Annotated in this window: 24 protein-coding genes; 8 read left to right on the plus strand and 16 right to left on the minus strand. The window is 74.7% G+C overall.

Translation table 11 applies throughout. The annotated features are described in order from the left end of the window. Nucleotides 1–132: 132 nt before the first annotated feature. Both ABEB06_RS14605 and ABEB06_RS14610 read left to right on the plus strand, forming a co-directional pair. Nucleotides 133–714 carry a hypothetical protein gene (locus tag ABEB06_RS14605; RefSeq protein WP_345697297.1) on the plus strand — a complete coding sequence of 194 codons (582 nt, stop codon included), beginning with the start codon at nucleotides 133–135 and terminating at the stop codon, nucleotides 712–714. A 135-nt stretch (nucleotides 715–849) separates the two neighbouring features. Then, nucleotides 850–1,290, plus strand: a complete 441-nt coding sequence (locus ABEB06_RS14610) for a hypothetical protein (protein WP_345697298.1) — start codon at nucleotides 850–852, stop codon at nucleotides 1,288–1,290. A 124-nt stretch (nucleotides 1,291–1,414) separates the two neighbouring features. Here the strand turns inward: ABEB06_RS14610 and ABEB06_RS14615 are convergent, their stop codons facing one another. Further along, nucleotides 1,415–2,059, minus strand: a complete 645-nt coding sequence (locus tag ABEB06_RS14615; RefSeq protein ID WP_345697299.1) for a hypothetical protein — start codon at nucleotides 2,057–2,059, stop codon at nucleotides 1,415–1,417. Between the two features lie 172 nt (nucleotides 2,060–2,231). Here ABEB06_RS14615 and ABEB06_RS14620 point away from each other — a divergent pair, with 172 nt between their 5' ends. Next, entirely contained in the window at nucleotides 2,232–3,311 is a 1,080-nt protein-coding gene (locus ABEB06_RS14620; RefSeq protein WP_345697300.1) for a DUF2332 domain-containing protein, read from the plus strand. A gap of 70 nt (nucleotides 3,312–3,381) precedes the next feature. Here the strand turns inward: ABEB06_RS14620 and ABEB06_RS14625 are convergent, their stop codons facing one another. Beyond that, nucleotides 3,382–3,912, minus strand: a complete 531-nt coding sequence (locus ABEB06_RS14625) for a DinB family protein (RefSeq protein ID WP_345697301.1) — start codon at nucleotides 3,910–3,912, stop codon at nucleotides 3,382–3,384. 194 nt (nucleotides 3,913–4,106) lie between these two features. Between ABEB06_RS14625 and ABEB06_RS14630 the strand changes: the two genes are divergently transcribed. Then, entirely contained in the window at nucleotides 4,107–5,060 is a 954-nt protein-coding gene (locus ABEB06_RS14630; RefSeq protein ID WP_345697302.1) for a lytic transglycosylase domain-containing protein, read from the plus strand. A 7-nt stretch (nucleotides 5,061–5,067) separates the two neighbouring features. Here the strand turns inward: ABEB06_RS14630 and ABEB06_RS14635 are convergent, their stop codons facing one another. Then, the gene (locus tag ABEB06_RS14635) at nucleotides 5,068–5,580 is read right to left on the minus strand and encodes an HIT family protein (protein ID WP_345697303.1); all 513 of its coding nucleotides are present in this window, start codon (nucleotides 5,578–5,580) and stop codon (nucleotides 5,068–5,070) included. A 64-nt stretch (nucleotides 5,581–5,644) separates the two neighbouring features. Here ABEB06_RS14635 and ABEB06_RS14640 point away from each other — a divergent pair, with 64 nt between their 5' ends. Then, nucleotides 5,645–6,211 (plus strand): GNAT family N-acetyltransferase, encoded by a 567-nt coding sequence (locus ABEB06_RS14640; protein ID WP_345697304.1) that lies wholly within the window; start codon nucleotides 5,645–5,647, stop codon nucleotides 6,209–6,211. Between the two features lie 125 nt (nucleotides 6,212–6,336). On the opposite strand, the gene ABEB06_RS14645 is transcribed toward ABEB06_RS14640, so the two are convergent. The 5 genes from ABEB06_RS14645 to nfi all read right to left on the minus strand — a co-directional run bounded on the left by ABEB06_RS14645 (nucleotide 6,337) and on the right by nfi (nucleotide 10,950). Beyond that, entirely contained in the window at nucleotides 6,337–6,582 is a 246-nt protein-coding gene (locus ABEB06_RS14645; protein WP_345697305.1) for a hypothetical protein, read from the minus strand. 95 nt (nucleotides 6,583–6,677) lie between these two features. Continuing rightward, nucleotides 6,678–8,042: a S8 family serine peptidase gene (locus ABEB06_RS14650; RefSeq protein WP_345697306.1), complete on the minus strand. Its 1,365-nt coding sequence runs from the start codon at nucleotides 8,040–8,042 to the stop codon at nucleotides 6,678–6,680. Nucleotides 8,043–8,158: 116 nt separating this feature from the next. Then, complete coding sequence (locus ABEB06_RS14655) at nucleotides 8,159–9,487, minus strand: WXG100 family type VII secretion target (protein WP_345697307.1); 1,329 nt, start codon at nucleotides 9,485–9,487, stop codon at nucleotides 8,159–8,161. 112 nt (nucleotides 9,488–9,599) lie between these two features. Then, entirely contained in the window at nucleotides 9,600–10,055 is a 456-nt protein-coding gene (locus tag ABEB06_RS14660) for a hypothetical protein (protein WP_345697308.1), read from the minus strand. A gap of 160 nt (nucleotides 10,056–10,215) precedes the next feature. Continuing rightward, nucleotides 10,216–10,950 (minus strand): deoxyribonuclease V, encoded by a 735-nt coding sequence (gene nfi, locus ABEB06_RS14665; RefSeq protein WP_425559624.1) that lies wholly within the window; start codon nucleotides 10,948–10,950, stop codon nucleotides 10,216–10,218. A 217-nt stretch (nucleotides 10,951–11,167) separates the two neighbouring features. Here nfi and ABEB06_RS14670 point away from each other — a divergent pair, with 217 nt between their 5' ends. After that, the gene (locus ABEB06_RS14670; RefSeq protein ID WP_345697310.1) at nucleotides 11,168–11,428 is read left to right on the plus strand and encodes a hypothetical protein; all 261 of its coding nucleotides are present in this window, start codon (nucleotides 11,168–11,170) and stop codon (nucleotides 11,426–11,428) included. A gap of 63 nt (nucleotides 11,429–11,491) precedes the next feature. Here the strand turns inward: ABEB06_RS14670 and ABEB06_RS14675 are convergent, their stop codons facing one another. From ABEB06_RS14675 to ABEB06_RS14690, 4 genes are read right to left on the minus strand one after another with little or no spacing between them, the layout of a single operon-like run. After that, nucleotides 11,492–12,178, minus strand: a complete 687-nt coding sequence (locus tag ABEB06_RS14675) for an RDD family protein (protein WP_345697311.1) — start codon at nucleotides 12,176–12,178, stop codon at nucleotides 11,492–11,494. A gap of 24 nt (nucleotides 12,179–12,202) precedes the next feature. Next, nucleotides 12,203–13,207 carry a D-2-hydroxyacid dehydrogenase family protein gene (locus ABEB06_RS14680; RefSeq protein ID WP_345697312.1) on the minus strand — a complete coding sequence of 335 codons (1,005 nt, stop codon included), beginning with the start codon at nucleotides 13,205–13,207 and terminating at the stop codon, nucleotides 12,203–12,205. Between the two features lie 26 nt (nucleotides 13,208–13,233). Further along, nucleotides 13,234–13,716, minus strand: coding sequence for an RDD family protein (locus ABEB06_RS14685; protein WP_345697313.1), 483 nt, complete (start codon nucleotides 13,714–13,716; stop codon nucleotides 13,234–13,236). A gap of 46 nt (nucleotides 13,717–13,762) precedes the next feature. After that, the gene (locus tag ABEB06_RS14690) at nucleotides 13,763–15,235 is read right to left on the minus strand and encodes a DUF2510 domain-containing protein (RefSeq protein WP_345697314.1); all 1,473 of its coding nucleotides are present in this window, start codon (nucleotides 15,233–15,235) and stop codon (nucleotides 13,763–13,765) included. A 249-nt stretch (nucleotides 15,236–15,484) separates the two neighbouring features. Here ABEB06_RS14690 and ABEB06_RS14695 point away from each other — a divergent pair, with 249 nt between their 5' ends. Further along, on the plus strand, nucleotides 15,485–15,901 hold the full coding sequence (locus ABEB06_RS14695; protein ID WP_345697315.1) for an SsgA family sporulation/cell division regulator: 417 nt from the start codon (nucleotides 15,485–15,487) through the stop codon (nucleotides 15,899–15,901). An 81-nt stretch (nucleotides 15,902–15,982) separates the two neighbouring features. Here ABEB06_RS14695 and ABEB06_RS14700 read toward each other — a convergent pair whose 3' ends face one another. The 4 genes from ABEB06_RS14700 to ABEB06_RS14715 all read right to left on the minus strand — a co-directional run bounded on the left by ABEB06_RS14700 (nucleotide 15,983) and on the right by ABEB06_RS14715 (nucleotide 21,398). Further along, complete coding sequence (locus ABEB06_RS14700; protein ID WP_345697316.1) at nucleotides 15,983–17,233, minus strand: glycosyltransferase 87 family protein; 1,251 nt, start codon at nucleotides 17,231–17,233, stop codon at nucleotides 15,983–15,985. A 359-nt stretch (nucleotides 17,234–17,592) separates the two neighbouring features. Then, nucleotides 17,593–19,128 carry a glycoside hydrolase family 18 protein gene (locus ABEB06_RS14705; RefSeq protein WP_345697317.1) on the minus strand — a complete coding sequence of 512 codons (1,536 nt, stop codon included), beginning with the start codon at nucleotides 19,126–19,128 and terminating at the stop codon, nucleotides 17,593–17,595. A gap of 141 nt (nucleotides 19,129–19,269) precedes the next feature. Next, on the minus strand, nucleotides 19,270–20,637 hold the full coding sequence (locus tag ABEB06_RS14710) for a HAMP domain-containing sensor histidine kinase (protein WP_345701846.1): 1,368 nt from the start codon (nucleotides 20,635–20,637) through the stop codon (nucleotides 19,270–19,272). A 56-nt stretch (nucleotides 20,638–20,693) separates the two neighbouring features. Beyond that, a complete protein-coding gene (locus ABEB06_RS14715; protein WP_345697318.1) occupies nucleotides 20,694–21,398 on the minus strand; it encodes a response regulator transcription factor in 705 nt (234 codons plus the stop codon). A 154-nt stretch (nucleotides 21,399–21,552) separates the two neighbouring features. On the opposite strand from ABEB06_RS14715, the gene ABEB06_RS14720 reads away from it, so the two are divergent. Further along, complete coding sequence (locus tag ABEB06_RS14720; RefSeq protein ID WP_345697319.1) at nucleotides 21,553–22,062, plus strand: hypothetical protein; 510 nt, start codon at nucleotides 21,553–21,555, stop codon at nucleotides 22,060–22,062. The last annotated feature ends 43 nt before the right edge of the window (nucleotides 22,063–22,105 follow it).

A 22,105-nucleotide genomic window follows, 5' to 3' on the forward strand; every position in this document is an offset into this window, starting at 1 on the left:
ATCGACACCTGCCGGGCCGCCGACACCCCCGCCGACACCACCTGCGGATACTGACCCAGAGTGATCAAGGCCATACGGTGGAGTACCACCCCGCAGCCCCCCGGCCCCGGCCCATTGCCTACCATCACCCTCATGCCTCGTGACGAGTCCTCCGCCCAGCGCACCGCCCAGCTGCGCCTCGGCCGCCTGCCCGGCTACGTCCGCCGCCCCGACCCCGCCCGACGCGGCGGCGAGGACGGACGGGCGTACAAGAAGGGCTGGGAGGTCCGCTTCACCGCGCGCTCGGAGGCGGAGATAACGGAGATCCGCGACCTGGTGGTCGCCGCCGGATTCGCCCCGGCCCGGCCCTTCTTCAAGGGCCAGCAGCTGATCCAGCCGGTCTACGGCATCGCCGCGGTGGAGGCCTACCTGGCCGCCCGCGAGGCCGCCGAGCGCGCCGACCGCTCCGGCGCGCAGGGCGCCGCGCGCGCCGCCGCCCGCCCCGACGCGCGGACCGGCGGCGAGCCGGACCCCGCGGGCCGCGCCACCCCTGCGGTCCCGGCCGTTCCCGGCACCCCGGCCAGAGCCGCCATCCCCGAGCAGAGCCGCCGCGAGGCCGCCCCCGCGGCCGCCGCAGCAGCGGCGGTGGCAGCGGCAGCAGCGGCCGACGCCGCCCTGCGCACCCGGCGGTCCCGGGCCGCCGCCGCCGAGGGCGCCGAGCGGACCGGTTGCTGACGGGACGTCACACACCGGCCGGATCCGCACCCGGGAGCGGGCATCTCAACAGACTTGTCACCCACAGCAGCCGCCCGAGGGCCTAGAGTGAGCGCAGCACGCTCCCGCCGTCCCGATCCGATCGAGAGGGCAGATGTGACTGATCGTCATATCTCGGCCACCGGACCGGCGCCCGCCGACTGCCAGGTCGAACTCGCGGACATGCCGGTGGAGTTCACCGCCTTCTGCGAGATGAACAGGCCCCGGTACCTGAGCTACGCCCGGGTCTGGTTCCGCGAGCCCGGCGAGGCCGCCGAGGTGGTCCGCTGCGCGCTGCACGCCCTCGCGCGGGTCTGGCCCCAGGTCCTCGGCAGCCCCAACGCCCCGGCGGCCGCCTGGGAGGTCCTGCGCGAGACGGTCGCCGAACGGCACTCCCTCACCGACCCCGCCGGCCGCCGCCCCGGCCAGGCCGACGAGGACCTGGCCATCCTGCACTACGTCGTCGGCCTCGCCACCCCCGAGATCGCCGACGTCGTCGGCGGCGACACCGCCGGCATCGCCACCCGGCTCCGCCACGGCCTGCGCCCGACCGACTGACCGGCCGCCGCCCCGGGCCGGGCGCGCCCCCGGCCGGCGCTCCCTGGGCCGGAGTGTCCCCCGAGCCGGGTGCCTCCCCGGCCGGAATGCCCCCGGGCCGCCGCCTCGCCGGGCCGGCCCGGCATCAGTCCACCGGGACCGGTTCGCCACCGCCCTCCCGGTGGTAGGCGCGGGTCAGGAGGATCCGCACGACCGCACGGCCCTCCGCCAGCGCCTGCTCGGCGGCCTCCCGCCCGGCGAAGGCGCGCCGCTCCCGCAGGTACTCCTGCACGCCCTCGTGGCCCTCCAGGTCCGGGACGGCGTCCAGCTCGGCCCGGCTCCGGATCACCGTGACCACCAGCCGCTCGCGCGACCGCGGATCGTCGAAGTCCTGCCGCCCCTCGGGGCCGCGCACCCCGGCCGGCGCGCCCGACCAGCCCTCACTGATCGTCCGGGCGGCGGCGCCGTCCACCACGAGGTACCGCGAGAGCTCCCACTGGCACTGCAGCAGCCCCGGACCGGCCCCCTCGAACGGGCCGTCCCGCAGGCAGCGGTCCGCGGCCGCGTCACCGAGCGCCCGGGCCCCGCCCGGCAGCGCCGCCACCGTCTCGTCCAGCCGCTGCTGCGCCGCCGCGCGGGCCTGCCGGCTGGCGGAGTCCACCCCGGCGGTCGTGGCGGGGCCCGCCAGGCCCGGGAGGTACCAGGCATAGCACCACCACAGCGCGCCCCCGAGCAGGGACGCCACGGCCCCCGCGATCAGGACGCGGCGCAGGGTTCGGGGGATTCTCATGCGCCGATCCTGTCCGACCCGTGTCACGGATGCGCGACGGACCGGTGCGGAACCTGACACACCGCCAGGGTGACGCTCCTGTCCGGTGACCTCCGTCACCCGGGAGCGGGCTGGTCGCGGACGAACCGGAGGGCGAATGATGATCTCCAGTCGACCAGGACGGAGACCCCGCGTGTCACTCGACCACACCGTCAAGATGTTCCGGCTCCAGGCCGAGGCGTGCGAACGGCTCGGCTCGCCGCTGTCCGCCGCGCTGCTCCACCGGGCCGCCGGGGACATCGCCTCCGGCGGCCCCTGCGCCGCCGCCGTCACCGGCCACGAGGACGCCCCCGGCCCGGCCGCCGTCGCACTGCGCCTGCTCGGCGCCGTCCACGCCCTCGTCCTGACCGGCCGCGCCCCCGCGCTCGCCGCCCACTACCCCAGCGCCGGCGGCGCCTTCGACCCCGCCGACCCCGAGCCCGCCCGGCAGGCCTTCCTCGCCACCGTCGCCGCCGAACTCCCGTTCGTCCGCGCGTGGATGACCCGCCCGCCGCAGACCAACGAGGTCGGCCGGGCCAACCTGCTGGCCACCGGCGTGCGCTGGGTCCTCGGCGGACGCGACCTCCCGGTGCGCCTGTTCGAACTCGGGGCGAGCGCCGGCCTCAACCTGCTCGCCGACCGCTTCCGCTACGAATCGCCCGGCTTCGCCTACGGCCCGGCCGACTCCCCCGTGGTGCTCCGCGGCGCCTGGCGCGACCGGCCGCCGGCCTGGCTGCGCGGAACACCGCCCCCGCTGCGGTTCACCGAGCGCCGCGGCTGCGACCCGACCCCGATCGACCCGTGCTCCCCCGAGGGGGCGCTCGCCCTGCGCGCCTACGTCTGGGCCGACCAGTTGGAGCGCTTCGCCCGCCTGGACGGCGCGCTGCGGCTGGCCGCAGCGACCCCGCCCCGGGTGGACCCGGTCGGCGCGGCCGCGTTCCTGCGCACCGTCGAACCCGCCGAGGGCGCGCTCACCGTGGTCTGGCACTCGGTGATGCGCCAGTACGTTCCGGCCCCCGAATGGAGTGAGGTGGAGGCGGAGTTGGACCGCCTCGCCGCGGCTTCCACGCCGACCGCGCCGTTCGCCCGGGTCGCCCTGGAGCCGGGACGCCGCGAACAGGGCCACCGCTTCCTGCTGACCGTCCGCTCCGGCGGCGAGCCCGAGCAGGTCCTCGCCGAGGCGGTGCCGCACGGCCTCCCGGCCTGGCAGCCGGCCGACCTCACCACCCTCTGAGCACCCCCCGGCGGCCAGGAAGCGCCAGAAAGGGCCAGAAAGGGTCAGGAAGGTCAGCGGCCCGGGAAGGTCAGAGCCGCTCGCCGGTCACGTCGTACAGGTGGTGCACCGGGTCGTGGACCAGGTACCGGGAGAACGACTCAACGGTGAACCGGGCACCGTCGCTGCGGTCCCCGGTGCGCTGCCACTGCCCGTCCGCCACCTGCTCGAAGGCGGTGGCCAGCGCCTCGGCGCCGTCCGCGAGCTCGACCGCGACCCGGGACGGGTCCTGCTCCCGGTAGCGCTCGGCGACGGCGGTGGCGTCCTGGTCCCAGTTGGGGAAGAGCGGGCCGTCCTGGGTGAGCATCAGGTCGAGCCGGACCGCGAAGATCCGGAACACGTCCCGGACGTGGCAGGCGTACTCGAGGTCCGACCAGGTCTGCGGCTCGGGACGACGGCGCAGCTCCTCCGGGTCGGCCGCCAGCAGCCCCACCCAGGCCGCGGCATTGGCACGGATCATGCCGGGGACGGCCTCGCGGGCCACGGCCGGGGTGTCCAGGCCGCAGTCGGCGCAGGGGCGCTCCAGCACCCAGGTCCAGTCCTTGGTGTCAGGGATGATCATGCATTCAGGATCGCCGGGGCGGGCCGCCCGCAGCCAGTGGCCGAACCGACAGCTGACGTCAAGATACCGCCAACGCGCAACGGAACTGCGCGAGCTGCCGTGTACCGCTCAGTAGTACGATGAGCGCTTTGCGGAGGCGGGGGCGTCCGGAGCGCGTCCTCAGCACCGCGACGACACACGGGGGAACCGCACACATGCCAGTCGACCGCAGAACGCGCACCGCCCTGGCCCTGGCCGCCGCCGTGGCCCTGACCGCGCCGCTGGCCGGCTGCGCCAAGAAGGCCGACCGGCACCCCGGCGCCGAAGCCGCCCCGGCCGCCGTCACGGCGACCGCCACCGACAGCGGCTCGCCCGAGCCGAGCCCGAGCGCCAGCCCCAGTGCGAGCGCCAGCCCGAGCCCGTCCGCCGGCGCCTCGGGCAGCGCGTCGCCGAGCGCCTCGGCGACCCGCCGCAGCGCCTCGCCGACCGCCACCCGGGCGGCCAGCGCGCCGCCCCCGCCCGTCGCCAAGGCCGGCCCGGTCGCGCCCCCGCCGCCGCCCGTCACCACCCCGCACGTCCCGCCGCTGCAGAGCAGCTGCAAGCCGTCCTACTCGGGCACCAACGCCCCGACCGCCACCGTGGACGCGGCCCTGGTCGCCGCGGCCGGCAAGACCCGCACCTTCACCCTCTCCAACGGCGGCAAGGACACCATGCCCCCGCTGCCCACCGCGCTGGTCAAGGCGGTCGCCTGGCAGGAGAGCGGCTGGCAGTCCGCCATCCTGGCCTGCGACGGCGGCATCGGCCTGATGCAGGTCATGCCCGGCACGGTGACCATGATGAACAACAAGTTCGGCACCACCAGCGACCCCAAGACCGTCGAGGGCAACGTCCAGCTCGGCACCCAGCTGCTCGACTGGCTGGTCGCCTACTACGGCGACTCCTGCTTCGGCGGCAACTACGACCTCTCCCCCGACCCGGTCAGCGGCAAGACCCCGCTGCTCGACCTGGTGATCGCCGCCTACAACGCCGGTGCGGGCAACGTGCACTACAACACCGTCACCGACCTGGCGACCGGCGCGGTCAGCGGCGTCTCGCAGATCCCCAACCCGAGCTACGTCGCCAACGTCAAGGCCCTGATGACCCGGGCGCCGTGGACCGCCGCACACTGACGGACCGTCACGCACTGCCCTTCTCGACGCCGTCGAGGACGGACCGGATCCGCAGCGCGATCCGGTCCAACTCCTCGGCCGGCAGACTCGTGCCGTCCATCAGCCCGAACACCCGCGGGCCGCGCACCGGTTCCGGCAGGTCCACCGCCCGCGGCACCAGGTGGAAGTGCACGTGCGCGAAGCCCTCGCGCTCCGCGAACTGCGCCACGTACGTCTTCGCACACCCGGTCACCACCGCCAGCGCCCGGGACAGCCGGACCTGCCAACTCCCCAGCAACTCCGCCTCGGCATCGGTCAGTTCGGCGATCGACGTGACGTGGCGACGCGGCACCAGCACCAGCCAGCCCGGCAGCGGCACCCCGAACGCGTGCACCACCCGCCAGTGGTCGTCCACCGCGATCGACTCCCACGCGGGAAGCGAGTCGAACTCCGCCTCCCGATCACAGCTGTAGCACCCGGGTCCGGACCCGGATCCGGCCTGCTGTCCGGCCACCCGCTCAGCGATCGATTCATCCGGCATGCGTCCGAGCGTACGCGGCCGACCAGGTGGCCGCAGCCCTCCGCGGCCAGGTAGAACGGAGTACGTGATCAACCGCGCAGCCCTCTCCGTCAAGCCCACGCTCACCGGCGAACGCGTCCGCCTGGTCCCGCTGGCCCTCCGGCACGCCGAGGACTTCTGGCGCTCCGTCCAGGACCCCGAGCTGCGGAGACTCACCGGAACGGTACGGGAGTTCACCCTCGCCGACACCGAGCAGTGGTGCGCGGACCGGGCCGACCAGCCGGACCGCCTCGACCTCGCCATCGAGGACCCGCACACCGGCGAGTTCCTCGGCGAACTCGCCCTCAACGAGCTCGATCCCGACAACGACTCCGCCTCCTTCCGGATCGCCCTCGCCCCCGGTCGGCCCGGCCAGGGGCTCGGCCCCGAAGCGACCCGGCTGCTGCTGCGCCACGTCTTCGAGGAGATCCGGCTGAACCGCGTGCACCTGGAGGTTTTCGAGTACAACCCGCGCGCCGTCCGCTCCTACGAGAAGGCCGGCTTCGTCCACGAAGGCCGCAGCCGGCAGGCGCTCAAGTGGGACGGCCAGTACCACGACGTGCTGCACATGGCCGTCCTGCGGGAGGAGTGGCTGGCGGGCGACGCGCGCTGACGGCCGACGCGCGCCGACCGCCAGGCACTGGCCGCCGGGCACCGGCCACCACGCACCGACGGCCACGCGCCGACGGCCACGCGCCGCCGCCCGCCCGCTGCCGCCCGCCCGCTGCAGCGGGCGGGTCAGCCGCCGAACAGGCCCGAACCGTCCCAGCCCTGGACGTGGCCGGTCGAGTCCTGCTTCTCGGTGTTCACCGTGCACACCTCCTGCGTGGGCACCAGCCCGGGCAGGACCGACCCGAGCAGCTGCGAACACACCGCCGCCTCCTGGTCGTTCTTCGGCCCGTCGGCGAACGCCGGAGCGGCCGACGAGGGAACGGCGGTCGCCGCCACGAGCAGGACGAGGACGGCGAACTTCTTGCGCAACATGACGGACGGCCCTTCGGGTCGGTCGGAGACGGTCGAGCCATCTCCTACCCGAAGGGCCGTCACCACGCGAGGACCATCAGCCGTCCGTGGGCGTGTCAGCGCTGGTACGGATTGCCACCCGGTGCCGGAGGCTGCTGCGGCGCACCGTACGGCGGCTGCTGCTGCGGGTACCCGCCCTGCGGCGGAGCACCGTACGGCTGCTGCTGCGGGTACCCGCCACCACCCGTACCGCCGCCGCCCGGCGTGCCAGGCCCTCCGGGGCCGCCGGGGCCGCCGCCGTTGTTGTTCCGCGAACGGCGCACCACCAGCAGCACCACCACCAGGACCACCAGCACGGCGACCACACCGCCGACGACCAGCAGCGTCGAGCTGCTGCCGCTGTCCTTCTGCTCGGCCGCGTCGCCACCGGTGGCGCCGGGCACCGGCTGCTTCGACGCCGGCGCGGACGCCTGCGCCGAGGCCGACGCGCCGTCCTGCCGCTGCGGCTCCGGCCGGTTCAGCAGCGGATTCTCCCGCGGCCCGTTGTCGACGGTCGGGTTCGCCTCCAGCGCGCGCTGCGGGGAGGCGATGCCGTAGCCGTAGTTGCTGTTCGGCACCGCGGACTTGTCCGGCGGCGCGACCGCTGAGCTGGTCAACCGCCCGATCACCTGACCGGCCGACAGCTCGGGGTACTTCGCCCGCACCAGCGCGGCGATGGCGGAGACGTAAGCGGTGGCACCCGAAGTGCCGTCGGCCGTCACGTACGTGGTGGGCTTACCCGCCGCGTGCGGAAGACTCACACTGGGCGCGACCAGCGTGAGCTCGGGCCCCTTGTTCCCCTTGGCCCACGGCTTCCCGGCCTCGTCCACGCCTCCCACCGCGACCACACCGGGGATCGCCGCAGGGTAGTCGACGGGTTCGTTGTGGTTGCCACCGTTCCCGGAGGCACCGATCAGCACGACGTCGCGGCTGACCGCATAACTGATGGCGTCCCGAACTCCCTTGTCGGACTCACCACTGATGGACATGTTGATGATCTTTGCGCCGTGGTCCACCGAGTAGCGGATCGCGGCGGCGAGCTGTCCGGGCTCGCCCTTGAAGTCCGAAAGGCCACCGACCGCGATCTTGACCGGGAGGATCCTCGCCTTCGGCGCGAGACCGATGACGCCGGCGTTGTCGCCGTGGCCGCGCCCCGCGATCAGCGAGGCCATGCCGGTTCCGTGACCGGACTCGTCGGACCGCTCGTCCCCCGCCTCGCCCGAGAGGTTGGCCCCCGGGAGGATCTGGCCTTCGAGGTCCTGGTGCTTGGCCACACCGGTGTCGATCACCGCGACGATGACACCGTCGCCCTGGGTGATCGGCCAGACCTTGTTGGCGGCGTCGTACTTCCTGATGGGCCACTGCGCGTCCCGCGTGCTGTCCGCAGCGGCTGGGCCCGCGCCGAGGCCCCACACGAGGGCTCCGGTTGCGAGCACGGCCATACCGCGCGTGGTCCGGCTGGTCGTCAAGCCTCGTCACCCCACTCGTTGAACGGCCGCCCCGCAAGCTGACGCTCCCGGGACGGCCGTGTCGTTCGATTCGTCCTAACGGTCCGAGGTCATTCCACCACGTTCGGATTGACCTGGTCGCCGGACGCCCACGTCTCCTCGTCCTCGACGAGGTAGTCGGGACGATCCTTGCCCTGCTTCTTGTCCTTCTTGCCGGCCTGGCCCTGACCCAACGCGCCGTGGCCCTGGCCGCCCGCGCCCTGACCGGCGGCCTGGCCGCCGCGGCCGCGGCCGATGCCCGACCCGCCCTCGGTGAAGGCCCGCCCGCCGGCCCGGCCGGCCGACGCCTCGCCGACGACACCGCCGCCCTTGCGGACGAGGCCGGAACGGCCGCCCGCGCCGCCCTTGGCGCCCGCGCCGGCACCGTGACCGCCCTCGCCCATGCCGCCGGCGCCGAACGTGCCGGCCCGCGCAGCGTTGGAACCCAGACCACCGCGGCCCGAGTTCGAGCCGGCGCCGCCGCGAGCGCCACTGCCGCCGACGGGGCCGTTCGCACCGCCGCCCTTGACGCCGGTCCCACCGCCGCCACTGGTGGCGGGGCCGAGACCGCCGCCACCGTGGCCCTGCCCGCCGCCGGAGCCGCCCTGGAGCCCGCCGGGGCCGGTCGGGTGGTTGCCGGTGTTCGAGCCGGGAAGCGTGCCGGTACCGCCCAGGTGTGTGCCGTCGATACCGGTCGAGGGGCCCTTGGGACGCGGCGCCGGGTTGGCGGTGCCGCCCTTGATCCCGGAGTCGGTTGGACCGCCCGCGCCGATCACCCTCGGTGCCTGCGGCGCGAGCCGGCCCGACGGACCGCTCGTCCGACCGGTCGACGAGGTACCGGTGGTGGTCCGGCTTCCCCCGACGAAGCCCATGCCGCCACCCATGATCATGGCCCCGATCGCCTCGGCGCCCGAAGGGTCGTGCGGCGTCAACGGCGGGTCGCCGTCACGGACGTAACCCGGCACCTTCATGGAGTTCTTGGCCGCCGTGAACCGGACCGCCAGGGTCTGCATGACTGCGGCCGCCTCGGCCTTGCGCTCGTCCGAGATCGCCGTACGCGTGTCCTCGTCCTCGACACCGACCGCGCCCTTGGCGGTGTCACTGATCGCGTCACCGGCCTTGTCCCAGAAACTGGGCTCCTCCGGCATGTCCTGCTTGGCCTGGTCGATCGCCTTGGAGGCGAGCTCCATCGCGTTGGCGGCATCGTTGGCGTAGGCAGCGGCATCGTTGACCAGGACCGCCAGCTGCGTCATCCGCTCGTGGAACGCGCTGCTGGTCGAACCGTCCCAGGACGAAACCGCATCGGCCGAGGCGGTCTTGAGTGCGCCCTGGATGTCCTTGAGCGTCGTGCTGGCATTGCGCCACGGATCACTCGCGGCCATGATCGAGCCGGAGTCCATGGAGTCCAGCATGGCGCGCATCTGGCCGTGGCTGTAGCTGTGGAAGTTGGTTCCGCTCATCGCTCGACGTCCTCCGAACCGATTCGCCCAATGATCCTCGCGTTGGAGACGGTCACCACGTCTGCTCCGCCCCGGCATTGGTACCGGACGCCGACTGCCCATCGGAGGCTGCCGGGCGAGCCGGCCGCCCGGGTGCCACAGTGCGCGCCGGCGGCGGAGCCGTGGACCAGCCGTCGTCGCTCAGCTTCATCGTCCGGGAGGTCTCGTACTCCTGGTCCTCGTAGTTGGCGGCAGTTCGGTCCGCCTTCTGCTGGGCCTCGTCGATCGTGTCGTAGATGCCGTTCAGGACGCTCCGGAGCACGTCACGCATCTCTACGTACCGCTCGCGCAGTTCCTCCGCCTCCGCGAAGTTGCCGAACGCACCGGTCGACACACCGCTCAGGCCGTGCACCTTGCTGCCGTCCGCCCGGGCCTGGAACTCGCCCAGGAGGCCTCGCACCTGTGTGGCGAACGCCCGCAGGCTGTCGACTTCGACCCGGTAGCCGGACCCGCCGGTCCCCGTGCTCATGTTCTGGTACCTCCCCCGTACTGCTTAGCCGCCATGCGCCGCCGTAGCTCGGCTTCAACCCATATGTCTAACACATGCCACCCACCGTCAAGTCGGCACCTCACAGGCGGACTCCCGATCGGCGGCCTGGCCTGCGGCAGCCCCGGTTGCAACGATCGGGTCACTGCACGTCGGCGGCGGTCTCGGCGGCGAGGGCCCGCCGGCACAGGGAGTCGGCGCGGCGGGTGGTCTCGGGCAGCCGGTAGTGCGGGGCGAGGGCGAGGGTGATCTCGGCGGCCTCGGTGAGGCCGATGCGGTGGCCGACGGAGACGAAGACCGGTTTGACGCCTTCTCGGGTGCGGACGGCGCGGCCGACGGTCTCGCCGCGGTCGAGGAGCGGGCTCCAGTCGCCACGCCGGGGGCCCGGCTCCCGGTGCTCGAAGACGAACGGGGTCTTGGCGACGCCGATGGTCCGCAGGCCGGTGAGGACGCCGAGGTGGCTGGCGAGTCCGAAGCGGCGCGGGTGGGCGAGCCCGTACCCGTCGCACACCACCACCTCCGGCCGGACGGTCAGTCCGCGCAGCGCCTCGGTCACGGCGGGGAGTTCGCGGAAGGCCAGCAGGCCGGGCAGGTACGGGAAGGCGACCGGTCCGACGGCGGTGGTCTCCTCGACGACCTCCAGCGTGGCGTAGTCGAGCAGGACGGCCGCCGCGGCGACGACGTCTTTCTCGTCGTCGTACGCGACGTCCACGCCGGCGACGAGGACGCCGGGGGTCCGGTCGGGGGCGGGGCCCTCGGTGACGACCTGGGGCCGCAGGCGTTCCTGCTCGGCGAGGGCCTCGGTCTCGCCGGTCGGCCAGTCGGGCGGTACGGACACGGCTGGACTCCCCCGATCCGGGAACTGACGGTTCGCCATCCACCGTACCGACTGCCGGAACGCCCCCCACCGGTGCCCCGGCGCCCGTGGGCCGGCCCGTCCCGCGCGCCCATGCGCCCGTGAGCCCCGTGAGCCCGTGCGCCCCCCGTGCCCCTGCATATGCCGGTTCCGCGGGATTAGGGTGGACTTACCGACCCGTTGTCATGGGTAGACCTCCAGTACGGATCCCCCGGCCCCGCGCGAAGGAGTGAACCTCATGCCGCGCCCCAGCTCGGCCCAGTTGTTCACGGGCACTCTGATCGTCGTCGCCACCACGGTGGCGCTGCTCGCCGTCTCCGGTTCGACCGGGGTGTACGAGATCGCGGTGCTGGTGGCGTTCGCCATCGCACTGGGGACGCTCGCCACGGCGCTGTCGATGTCGGCCGCCGCCCAGCGCCGGTCGGCCGTCGCCGCTCCACCGCTCGCCCCGGCGGCGCCCGAACCGAGCCCGGCCCCGGAGTTCGCCCGCCAGCCGTGACGCGGCGCGGGGCCGGCCCCGACGCCTGCCGGGCCCGGCCCACGAGGCCGCGTCGAGCGACTGTCAGGCCGTGGTGACCACCACCGTCTTGGCCGCCTTGTCGTGGATGCACTGCCGGTACGGCTTGTCGAAGACGCCGAAGAGGCCGTCGATCGGCCACCACAGGGCACCGCAGCAGATCAGCGCGGGCACGATGAACGTCGCGGCCCGGGTCCACGCGGCCCCGGGGGTCGGGGAGCTGCCGTCGACCAGCATGGCGACCCGGACCTTCATCACCTTCTTGCCGACGGTCTGGCCGTCGCGGCTGAGCATGATGCCCTCGTACACCAGGTAGAGGCCGTAGCCGAGCCAGGTGGCGCCGACCCAGCCGTCCTGCCTGCCGTAGTTGACGAACGGCAGCAGCACCAGCACGGCGACGACTTCCACCAGGACGAAGTCGATCACGCGGGCGAGGATGCGGTTGGGCCAGCTGCCGAGCGGCGGCATGCCGGGGACCGGCCCCGCGCCGGGTGCGCCGTACGGCGCACCGTGGGGCTGGCCGGGCGGGGGCGGGGAGCCCTGGGGAGCACCGGCGCCGTACGGGCTGCCGGCGCCTCCGGGCGGTGCACCGTACGGAGCGCCGTAGCCAGGAGGGGTGTCGTACGGGCTGCCCGCGGACGGCGCCTGCGGCGCCTGAGGCGGGGGCTGCTTGTCGAAGGGGGGCTTGCCGCCCTCCTCCGGCTCGGTGCCTGAGGGGTCGTAGGTGCTCATGCCCCGAGTAGAACATCAGCATTACTACGATGTTGGGATATTTGGTCCGTTTTCGACTGTTTCGCCGCCTCGGGCCAGGACTCGTACGGGCGCCCCGGCCAGGTACGCCTCGATGTCCTCGACCGCCTGCCCGTAGTAGGTGCGGTAGTTGGCGTCCGTGACGTACCCGAGGTGCGGGGTGGCCAGCAGCCGGGGCGCCGTCCGCAGCGGGTGGTCGGCGGGCAGCGGCTCCTGCTCGAACACGTCGACGGCCGCACCCGCGATCCGGCCCTCGCGCAGGGCCGCGAGCAGGGCGTCCTGGTCGACGACGGCCGCCCGGGAGGTGTTCACCAGATGGGCGGTCGGTTTCATCCGGGCCAGTTCCGGGGCGCCGATCAGGCCGCGGGTCCGGTCGCCGAGCACCAGGTGGACGGAGACGAAGTCACTCGTCTCCAGCAACTCCTCCTTGGAGGCGGCGAGCACGGCGCCGGCCTGCGCCGCCCGCTGCGCGGTGAGGTTCTGGCTCCACGCCAGCACTTCCATGTCGAAGGCGAGTCCGATCCGCGCCACCCGGGCACCGATCTTCCCGAGGCCCAGCAGTCCGAGCCGACGCCCCGCCAGATCGGCACCCAGCGTGCTCTGCCACGGCCCGCCGGTGCGCAGCGCCGTGCTCTCCGGGACGATGCCGCGGGCCAGCCCGAGCAGCAGCGCCCAGGTCAGCTCCACCGGCGGGGTCGAGGAACTCTCCGTCCCGCACACCGTCACCCCGCCCTCGCGGGCCGCCGCCAGGTCGATCACCGAGTTCCGCATCCCGGACGCCACGAGCAGCCGCAGCCGGGGCAGCCGCCGCAGCACCTCCGCCGGGAAGGCCACCCGCTCCCGCAGGGTCACCACGACCTCGCAGTCCCCGACGGCGGCGACCAGCTCGTCCTCGGACCCGAAATGCTCCCGGAAGCGCACCACCTCCACCCGGTCGGCCAGCGTTGACCAGTCGGCCGCACCGGCGGCCGCGTCCTGGTAGTCGTCGAGCACCGCACAGCGAAGTCTCATGCCCGGCACTCTCCCAGACCGGAGGCCTACTTCCGGACGACCACCCGGGTCCGGGCCGCACGGTCGTGCCAGCCTCGGCGGGCGGTGCGGTCGAAGAGCGGCACCACCGCGCCGACCAGCAGCAGCGTGCCGAGCAGGCCCACCAGCCAGCGCGCGACCGAGCGGCCGACCGTCGGCGGCCTGCCGCCGGACGCGTCCACCACCCGGATCCGGGCCAGCCGCTTGCCGAAGGTCTGGCCGGTCCGCGCCGTGGGCATCACCTCGTACACCGCGCCGAAGAGCAGCAGCAGGGCGAGCAGGGCGCCGAGCTTCCCGAGCGTCACCGGGTCGACCAGCCACACCTGGACGCGCTGCCCGGTGCGGGCGGACGCGGTCTGCGCGTCCGCGATCTTCTGGTTCAGGTGTTCCAGCGCCGAACCGACCAGCGGCACCCCGACCGCGACGCCCACCACGGCGACCACCACCGTGTCCACCAGCCGCGCCAGCAGCCGCCGCCCGGGGCCGGCCACCGGCGCCTCGCGCCGACCCGTGCTCCGACCCGTGCTCCGCGAGCGGCTACCGGCGGTCCGGGCGGCGCCTCTCCGCGCGCCCTCGCCACCCGCCGCGCCACGGGCGGACGCGCCGCCCCGGGCGGACCCGGTCCGTGTGCCGCCGGACGCCGTGCCGCCGGACGCCGTGCCGGCCGGCGTCCCCGCCGCCTTGGCCGCACCGCTGCGGGCCGCCCGGTCCCGGGTGGCGGAAGTCGACGCGGCCCCGACCCGCACGGCCTCCGCCGCGCCGCCCGGGCCCTCCGCCACGCCCTGACCCGCACCCGCACCCGACTGCGCCGCCGGGCCCGGCACCTCGACCCCCCCGATCCGCTCCCGCTCCCGCGTCCGCGCCCGCCTCCGGACCCGGAGCCCCGCCCTCCCGATCCGCTCGCTCACGCGTACCCGCAACACCGCCGTCGACCGGATCGACCACCGTCGCCCCGGCATCCGCGACCGCCCCCGGGCCCGCCGGGGCGACGGTGCCGGGAGCCTCAGCCACCTCAGGTGCCTCGACTGCCTCCGGTGCCTCCACGACCGACTCCACGACCGGCTCCACGGCCGCTTCCACGGCCGGCTCCGCGGCGCCGATGCCCCACGACACCAACCGCGGCGCCCCGCCGGTCTCCAGCAGCCCGCGCTGCTCCCGCGGGTCGGCCCGCCAGCCGGACGGCGCCTCCGCCCCGGGCCGGGACTGCACAGCCGCCTCCACCGCGCCCGCCGCACCCACCTCGCCCGGCCCGGACCCCATCCGGTCCCCCGGCATCGCGTCCGCCCCCGGCTGCGCGTGCTCCGACGGCCGCTCCGGCAGCCCGGACAGGTACGTCGGTTCCAGTCCCGGCTGGGCCTCCAGCTCCGCGGCCGGCCGGCGTCCCGCGTCGACCGCCGGCCATCCGCCGGCGGCCTGGGCGGGGACGGCGGACAGGCCCTCCGCCCCGCCCAGCGCCTCCGCGCGGGCCCAGGACTGCGGGACCACCGGCCGCAACCCGCCGTCCACCGTCGCCCACGGCGCGGCGGAGGCCACCCCGGCGCCGTGGACGGACTCCAGCTCCGAACGCGGACGCAGCTCCAGCTCCGAGGCGGCCTCCGCCCCGCCCGGCGCCATCGCGAACGAGGTCCCGGCCGAGGTCTGGTCGAAGTACACCGGCCCGGTGTCCCCGAGCAGCCCGACGGCGGGCTCGACCGGCACGACCGGAGCGGCCGGTACGACGGGTGCGGCCGGTACGACCGGCGGCGGCACGTACTGCGCGGTGGCGACCTGCGGCCCCGGCGACCCCTGCGGCGCGTACGCCCCGTGCGGCATCTGCGGCGGCTGCCCGGCGTGCCCGGCCTGCGGCGCCTGGTCGACGTACCGGGACACGAAGCGGGGCGGCTCCAGCACCTCGCCGGGCGCCGGCGCGGGCCGACTGGTGCCGGGCACCCACCCGCTGCCGCCCCAGTAGCGGACGAACCCCGGGATGGACGGATCCGGGTAGTAGCCGGGGTGGGGCCGGTCCGTCATGTCGTACTTCTTTCCGTGCCAACGCCAGGAACGCCAGAGGGGGGCATAGGGGGGCACGCGACCTGCACAGAGTCGCGGAACAGTCACAAAGGGTAGTACCTGGAGCCCCCGGGCCCCCCTTGTTCAACGGAAAAAGACTTCTTCCGAAACGCGTGTAAGAGCCTGCACCCGTCGCGCTCTCTCCCGGTGCGGGCCGAGAAGCGGCCCGCACCGGGCGGACCGGGGAGTACGGAGAGAGGGAGTACGGCCATGGGGCACTCGACGGGCGTGGTGGAGCAGGAGCTGGAGCTGAACCTGGTGCTGTCGCCGGAGCGCAGCGTGCCGGTGGCGGCGCGGCTGTCGTACGGGAGTCACGACCCGTTCGCGGTGCACGTGACCTTCCACCTGGACAGCGGGGCGCCGGTGACCTGGGTGTTCGCGCGCGAGCTGCTGGTCGAGGGGACGTTCCGGCCGTGCGGGCAGGGGGACGTGCGGATCTGGCCGGCCCGGGCGGGGCGGCGCAGCGTGCTGTGCATGGCGCTGAGCTCGCCGGCCGGCGACGCGCTGCTGGAGGCGCCGCTGGCGACGGTCGCGGCGTGGCTGGAGAAGGCGCACCGGCTGGTGCCGCCGGGGGCGGAGCTGGCGGCGATGGACCTGGAGGGTTCGCTCGCCGAGCTCCTCGCATGACCCCGGACGCACCACCGCCGCGCACCACGTCCGTCAGCGGCCCACTCGGCCGCGCCGGGAGCGGGGGCCGGGGACGGGGGCTCAGCGGGCCGCGGGGGCCTGCTGGGTTCCGTCCGCGGTGCGCTGCCGCGGCAGCCGGACCAGGGGCGCCCCGGCGGCGATCCGCCGGGAGCGGACGCGCAGCGCGGCGACCGTGAGGAAGCACAGTCCGAGCAGCGGGTAGACCGAGGCGGGCAGCTGGTGGGTGGCGGGCAGGTGCAGGTCGAGGTCGCCCTTGTGCGGCACGACCCACATGCCGAAGCAGAGGAAGCCGAGCAGGGTCACGCCGAGAATGACCCGCCAGCGGGCCTTGCGCACGGCCGCCGGGCGGGAGCGCTCGTGGGCGGCCTCGGCGGCGAGCAGGACGAGCACGGGCACGCACCAGACCCAGTGGTGGGTCCAGCTGATCGGGGAGATCAGCACGGCGGTGACCGCCGCGCAGCAGACGCCCCAGGCCTCGGCGCGCGGGGCCCAGCGGGCGCTGCGGTACGCCCACGCGGCGACGGCGAGTCCGGCGATCGCGACGGCGGCTCCGGCGGCGGTGGCGAGCAGTCCGGGGTTCTCGGTGTGCAGCAGGCGGGCGACGGCGCCGCGCACCGACTGGTTGTCGACGATGACGGTCTTGCCGACCCGGGTGGAGTCGAAGAGGTACTTGGTCCAGAAGCCGTACGTGGCGTCGGGCAGGACCAGGGCGCCGAGCAGGAAGGTGCCGAGGAAGGTGAGGCCGGCCGTGAACGCGGCGCGGACCCGTCCGGTGATCAGCAGGTAGACGGCGAACAGGCCGGGGGTGAGCTTGATGCCGGCGGCGATGCCGATGGCCACGCCCTTGCCGCGGTGGCCGTCCGGCCGGGTGAGGTCCCAGAGGATCAGGCAGGCCAGGGCCAGGTTGATCTGGCCGTAGCGCAGGGTGGTGAAGACGGGTTCCAGCCAGACGCCGAGGCCGGCGACCAGGACGACGCCGACCGGGCGCAGCTCGCGCCGGGGGAAGCCGACCAGCTTGAAGGAGAGCGCGGCCAGCACGCCGAGCAGGGCGACGTTGCCGGCGGTGATGGCGACCCGCAGGAACCCGATCCCGAACCAGGTGGTGGGGACGAAGAGCATCGCGGCGAACGGCGGGTAGGTGGCGGGCAGGTTCCACTCGGTGACGCGCAGCGCGTAGAGGTCACGGCCGTGGGCGACGGCGGCGCCCTCCGCCCGGTAGACGATCATGTCGACCATCGAGGTGCCGACGAAGTGCCGGACGGTGGCGTAGGCGAGCAGGGAGACCAGGGCCACGGCCGAGGCGATCGCCATCGGCCGGCGCGGGGCCTCGCGGACGGCCCGGGCCGCCTCGACGTACGCCCGAACGGGTGAATTCAGGGCGCGTCGCCAGGCGGGCACAGGGGGCTGCTGGGGGCGCTGCCGGGGCGTCCCGCGTTCCTCTTGCACCGTGGTCACTGCCTTGCTCCGTCCGCCGATGCCCCCGGGGTCCGGTCCGGTGGGCCGACCGCGACCCTACCCGACGGTGCGGCGCCCGCCACCGGGCGAGATCCCCTGCCGGCGGCGGCCCCGGCGGCGGGCCCCGGGAGCGGAAGCGGCCGCGCCCGGCCGCCCCGCGGATCGGGGACGGCCGGGCGCGGCCCGAGGAGTGCGTACCGGCGGCGGCGTACCGGTCAGCCGGTGTAGGTGCCGAACGCCTTGGTGAAGGCCAGCGGCTGCTGGTCGATGCTGCTGCAGGTGGCGTCGGCGTACGCCTTGGCGCCGCCGGGGCAGGCCTTGTCGCGGGTGCCGGACCACATGGCCAGCCAGGCCAGGTGCTTGGTCTTGGCGAACTCGGCGAGCTGGGTGGCGTCCGCCACGGTGAACACCTCGGTGGCGACGTCGTTGACGCCGATCATCGGGGTGACCGCGGTCTTCGCCCACGCGGCGGCGTCGGAGAGGCCGAGCACGCTCTTGACCTGCGCCTGGGTGGCGGTGGCCGCGTCGATCGCGTACTTGCCCATCCGGCCCTGCGGGTTCGGGGCGACGCCGTCGCCGTAGTCCATCGCCATGATGTTGACGGCGCCGATGTCGACGCCGGCCGCCTTGGCTCCGCCGACCAGGTTGATGCCGTCCTGGGTCAGGCCGGTGGGCAGCGCGGGCAGGGTGAAGGAGACGTCGAGGGTGCGGCCCTTGCCGGCGGCGGTCTTCTGCAGCTGGGCGATGGCCTGGGCGCGGCGGGTGTTGGCGGCGGTGTTGCCGAGCGCGCCGCCCTCCACGTCGAAGTCGACCTTGGTCAGGCCGAAGGCGTCCACCGCCTTCTGGTAGGCGGCGGCCAGCTCGGCGGCCGAGGAGCAGGCCGTCGCCAGCTCGCTGCCGTTGGCGCCGCCGAAGGACACCCGGACGTCGCCGCCGGCCGCCCGCAGCGCGCCGATCTGGCCGGCGACCGCGTCGGCGGTCAGGTCGGTGACCCCGCCCCACTTCGGCACGCAGCCGCCGCCGGAGACCAGGAAGGCCAGGTTGTAGGTCTTCACGCCGGTCGCCTTGGCGGTGCCGACCAGGTCGAACGCCGGGTAGAGCGAGGTGTCCACGTAGGGCGCGAAGCGGCTGCCGGTGGTCGGGGCGGGCGTCGAGGTGGCGGTGGGCGTCGGCGCGGGGGTGGTCCTCGTCGCGGTCGGGGCCGGGCTGGTCCTGGTCGCGGTGGGGGCGGCGGTGGAGGCGCTCGGCGTGGGCGCGGCGGTGGTGGGCCGGCCGGACGGCGTCGGCGCCGGGCCGGTGCCGGCGGTGCAGGAGACGTTGTTGATCAGGCAGTTGCCGGGCTCGCCCTGAGCGGCGCCCGAGCCCTGGACGACGAAGCCGACGTTGACCGACTTGCCGGCCTCGATCCGCTTGTTCCAGTTCTCCGGCTTCACGGTGACGTGGCTGCCGGAGACGGTGAAGCCCGCGTTCCAGAGCGAGGAGATCTGCGCGCCGGCCGGGAGGTCGAAGCTCAGCGTCCAGTCGTCGATCGGGCCCGAGGTGGGGTTGTTGACCAGGTACTGGCCGGTGTAGCCGGACTCCCAGGTGCTGGTGCGGCTGTACACCGCGCCGATCGACGCGGCGCTGGCCGAGGACGCGAAGGCGACCACGCCGCCCGCGACGATCGCGGCGGCGACGGCGGACGCGCCGAGCACCACACCCTTCCGGCTGCGCCGGCGGTGTCCTGCACGTCGGGTGGGCTGGCTCGTCATGCTCGGCGTACCTCCGTGATCGGCGACCTCGTCCCGCAGGACGCTAGCGGCCCCACGCCCCCCGGACAGCCCTGCTCAGGCACCCGTAGCCCCGGCTTACGCCTCCTTTAAGGGAGACGGGCGAAGCCGCACAGAACGCGCTCAATTCCTCCGCGTCAGCCGACGCCGGCTCTGCCGCGGCAGCGGTGCGGCCTCGCTCCGGGTCTGCAGGCGCAGCCGGATCTCCGCCCCGCCGAGCACCGCCGAGCGGCCGAGCGCGACGTCCCCGCCGGTGGCCTCGGCGAGCTTGCGGACGATGTCGAGGCCGAGCCCGGTGGACCCCTCCCCGCCGTGGCCCGCGCCGCGCTCGATCGCGGTCGCCGGGTCGGTGAAGCCCGGGCCCGCGTCGCCGACCAGGACGATCACCGAGCTCTCGGTGACCAGCAGGTCCACCGAGAAGGCCGTGCCGATCGCGGTGTGCCGGAAGACGTTGCCGAGCAGCGCGTCCACCGCCGCGGCCAGGTCGCCGCGCTGGACGGGCACCGGCGCGGGCCGCTCGGCGCCGGCCAGCTGCCAGGCCCGGCCCTCGTCCTCGGCGAGCGCGGACCAGAAGCCGACCCGCTCCCGGATTACGTCGACGGCGTCGCAGCCGAGCACCACCGGCGGCGCGTCCTCGGGGTCGCGGCGCGCGGTGCGGATGATCTGGTCGACCTCGCGCTCCAGCTGCTCGACCGCGTGCCGGGTGGCGTCGGCGGCGTCGCCGTCGCCGAGCGAGGCGGCGTTCAGCCGGAGCACCGTCAGCGGCGTCCGCAGCCGGTGCGAGAGGTCGGCCGCCAGCTCGCGCTCCGCGGCCAGCAGGCGCACCACCCGGTCGGCCATCGCGTTGAACGCGTGCCCGGCCTCGATCAGCTCCTCGGGCGCGCCGGTGGCCGCCTTGCCGGTGACCGGCACCCGGACCGTCAGGTTGCCGGAGCCGAGCGAGCGCGCCGCTCCGGCCAGTCGCCGGGCGGACATGACGATCCGTCCGCCCATCCGGTCGGCGACCACGACCGACAGCGCGACCAGGGCGAGCGCGACGCCGGAGAGCACCAGCCAGGCCGTGCCCACGCCCCGGGTGAGGTCCCCGTCGGCGACGTACACCTCGACCACGGCGACCTGGCCGTTGTCGACGGCGAACGGCTGGAGCAGCGCGAAGCCGCCGGGGGCGCGGACGGTGCCGGCCCGGCCGTGCTCGACCGCGGCGGACAGGTCGACGGCGGCGACCCGGCCCTCGCCGACCACCGCGCCGGCCGGCAGGTGGACGGCGATCCGGTCCTGCGCGCCCGCGTCGGTGGAGGCCAGCGCCCGGGCGACGGCGTCCTGGTCGGTGGTGATCGCGAGGGCCGGACCGATCGCGGCGGCCTGCCGCTCGGCGGCGGTGAACGCCCGGTCGCGGGCGGTCTGCTGGACCATCAGCCCGAGCGGGATCAGGAAGGCGAGCGCGACCATCACGGTGCCGGCCACCGCGGCCTTCACCATCGCCCACCGCAGCGACCTGCGCAGCGCTATCGGCCGGCCCCCGGCCGGCCCGTCCCCCGTGAAACGGCTCATGTCGTGCACCCCACCGGCCCGCCCGGGGCTTCCAGCCGGACGCCGACGCCCCGCACGGTGTGCAGGTAGCGCGGCCTGGAGGCGGTCTCGCCGAGTTTGCGGCGCAGCCAGGACAGGTGGACGTCGATGGTCTGGTCGCCGCCGTAGGTCTGCCGCCAGACCTCGGCGAGGATCTCCCGGCGCGGCACGACCACCCCGGGCCGGGCGGCGAGGAAGGCCAGCAGGTCGAACTCCCGGCGGGTCAGGTCGAGCGGCCTGCCGTCGAGTACGGCCTCGCGCCGTTGCGGGTCGATGGCCAGGCCGCCGACCCGCAGGACCGGCGGCGCGGTGACGGCGCCGCCGCCGAGCCGGCGCAGCACGGCCGTCATCCGGGCCGTCAGGTGTTCGGGGGAGAACGGCTTCACCAGGTAGTCGTCGGCGCCGTCGTTCAGCAGCCGGATGATCTCGGCCTCGTCGTCCCGGGCGGTGGAGATGATCACCGGGACGTTGGTCAGGCCACGGATCATCTTGAGCGCCTCGCTGCCGTCCAGGTCGGGCAGTCCGAGGTCGAGGATGACCAGGTCGCACCCGACTTGGGCGACCTCGCGCAGCGCCTCCAGGGCCGTCCCGACGCTGCGCACCGCATGGCCGGTCTCGGACAGGTGGCGGATGAGGGCGGAGCGGACGAACGGGTCGTCCTCGACCACGAGCACTGTTGCCATGGCCCTGCACGGTACGGCATCGGGTTGGAATGGTCTGTACCTCGGGTACCGGCAGCGTGGTTCACGACGGCTTCTGGACGTTTTCCGCAACGTTTCTTCCGATTGCCAGGGCCGCTGACCTGCCGGGGACGGGCATGCGGCAGGATGGCCCGCAATGCGAAGCGGACTGGTGCAACTGGGCGCTTGGGCGGCGGCCACCGGGGCGGCGGTGGCGCTGTCCTGGTTCGGCGTGCACGCGGTGCTGGCCGACACGGTGTTCGAGCAGCCGGTGGCGCTCCCGCTGCCCTCGGCCCACCCGTCGCCGGACAGCGGGTCGCCGACCGACCCGCCGACCACCGGCGCCACGGCGACCACCCAGGCGGCCGTTCCGGTCAGCTCCGCTCCCCCGCCGAGCAAGCCCTCGACGCCCGCCACGCCCACCACCCGCAGGCCCAGCCCCACCGCCTCGGTGCACAGCTACGCCGTCCCCGGCGGCCGGGTCGCCCTGGACCTGCGCCAGGACCACGCGGACCTGGTCTCGGCGACGCCGGAGGCCGGCTGGCAGATGCAGATCTGGCACGGCGACCAGTGGATGCGGATCGACTTCTCCAAGGACGGCCGCACCAGTTCGGTCTTCGTCACCTGGAACGGCCACCCGCCCGACGTCCAGACCGTCCCCGGCTGACCGGTCGGCGGCCCGGGCCCCGGGTCGGCCGGCGGCCCGGGCC

Source organism: Kitasatospora terrestris, assembly GCF_039542905.1.
GTDB lineage: Bacteria > Actinomycetota > Actinomycetes > Streptomycetales > Streptomycetaceae > Kitasatospora > Kitasatospora terrestris.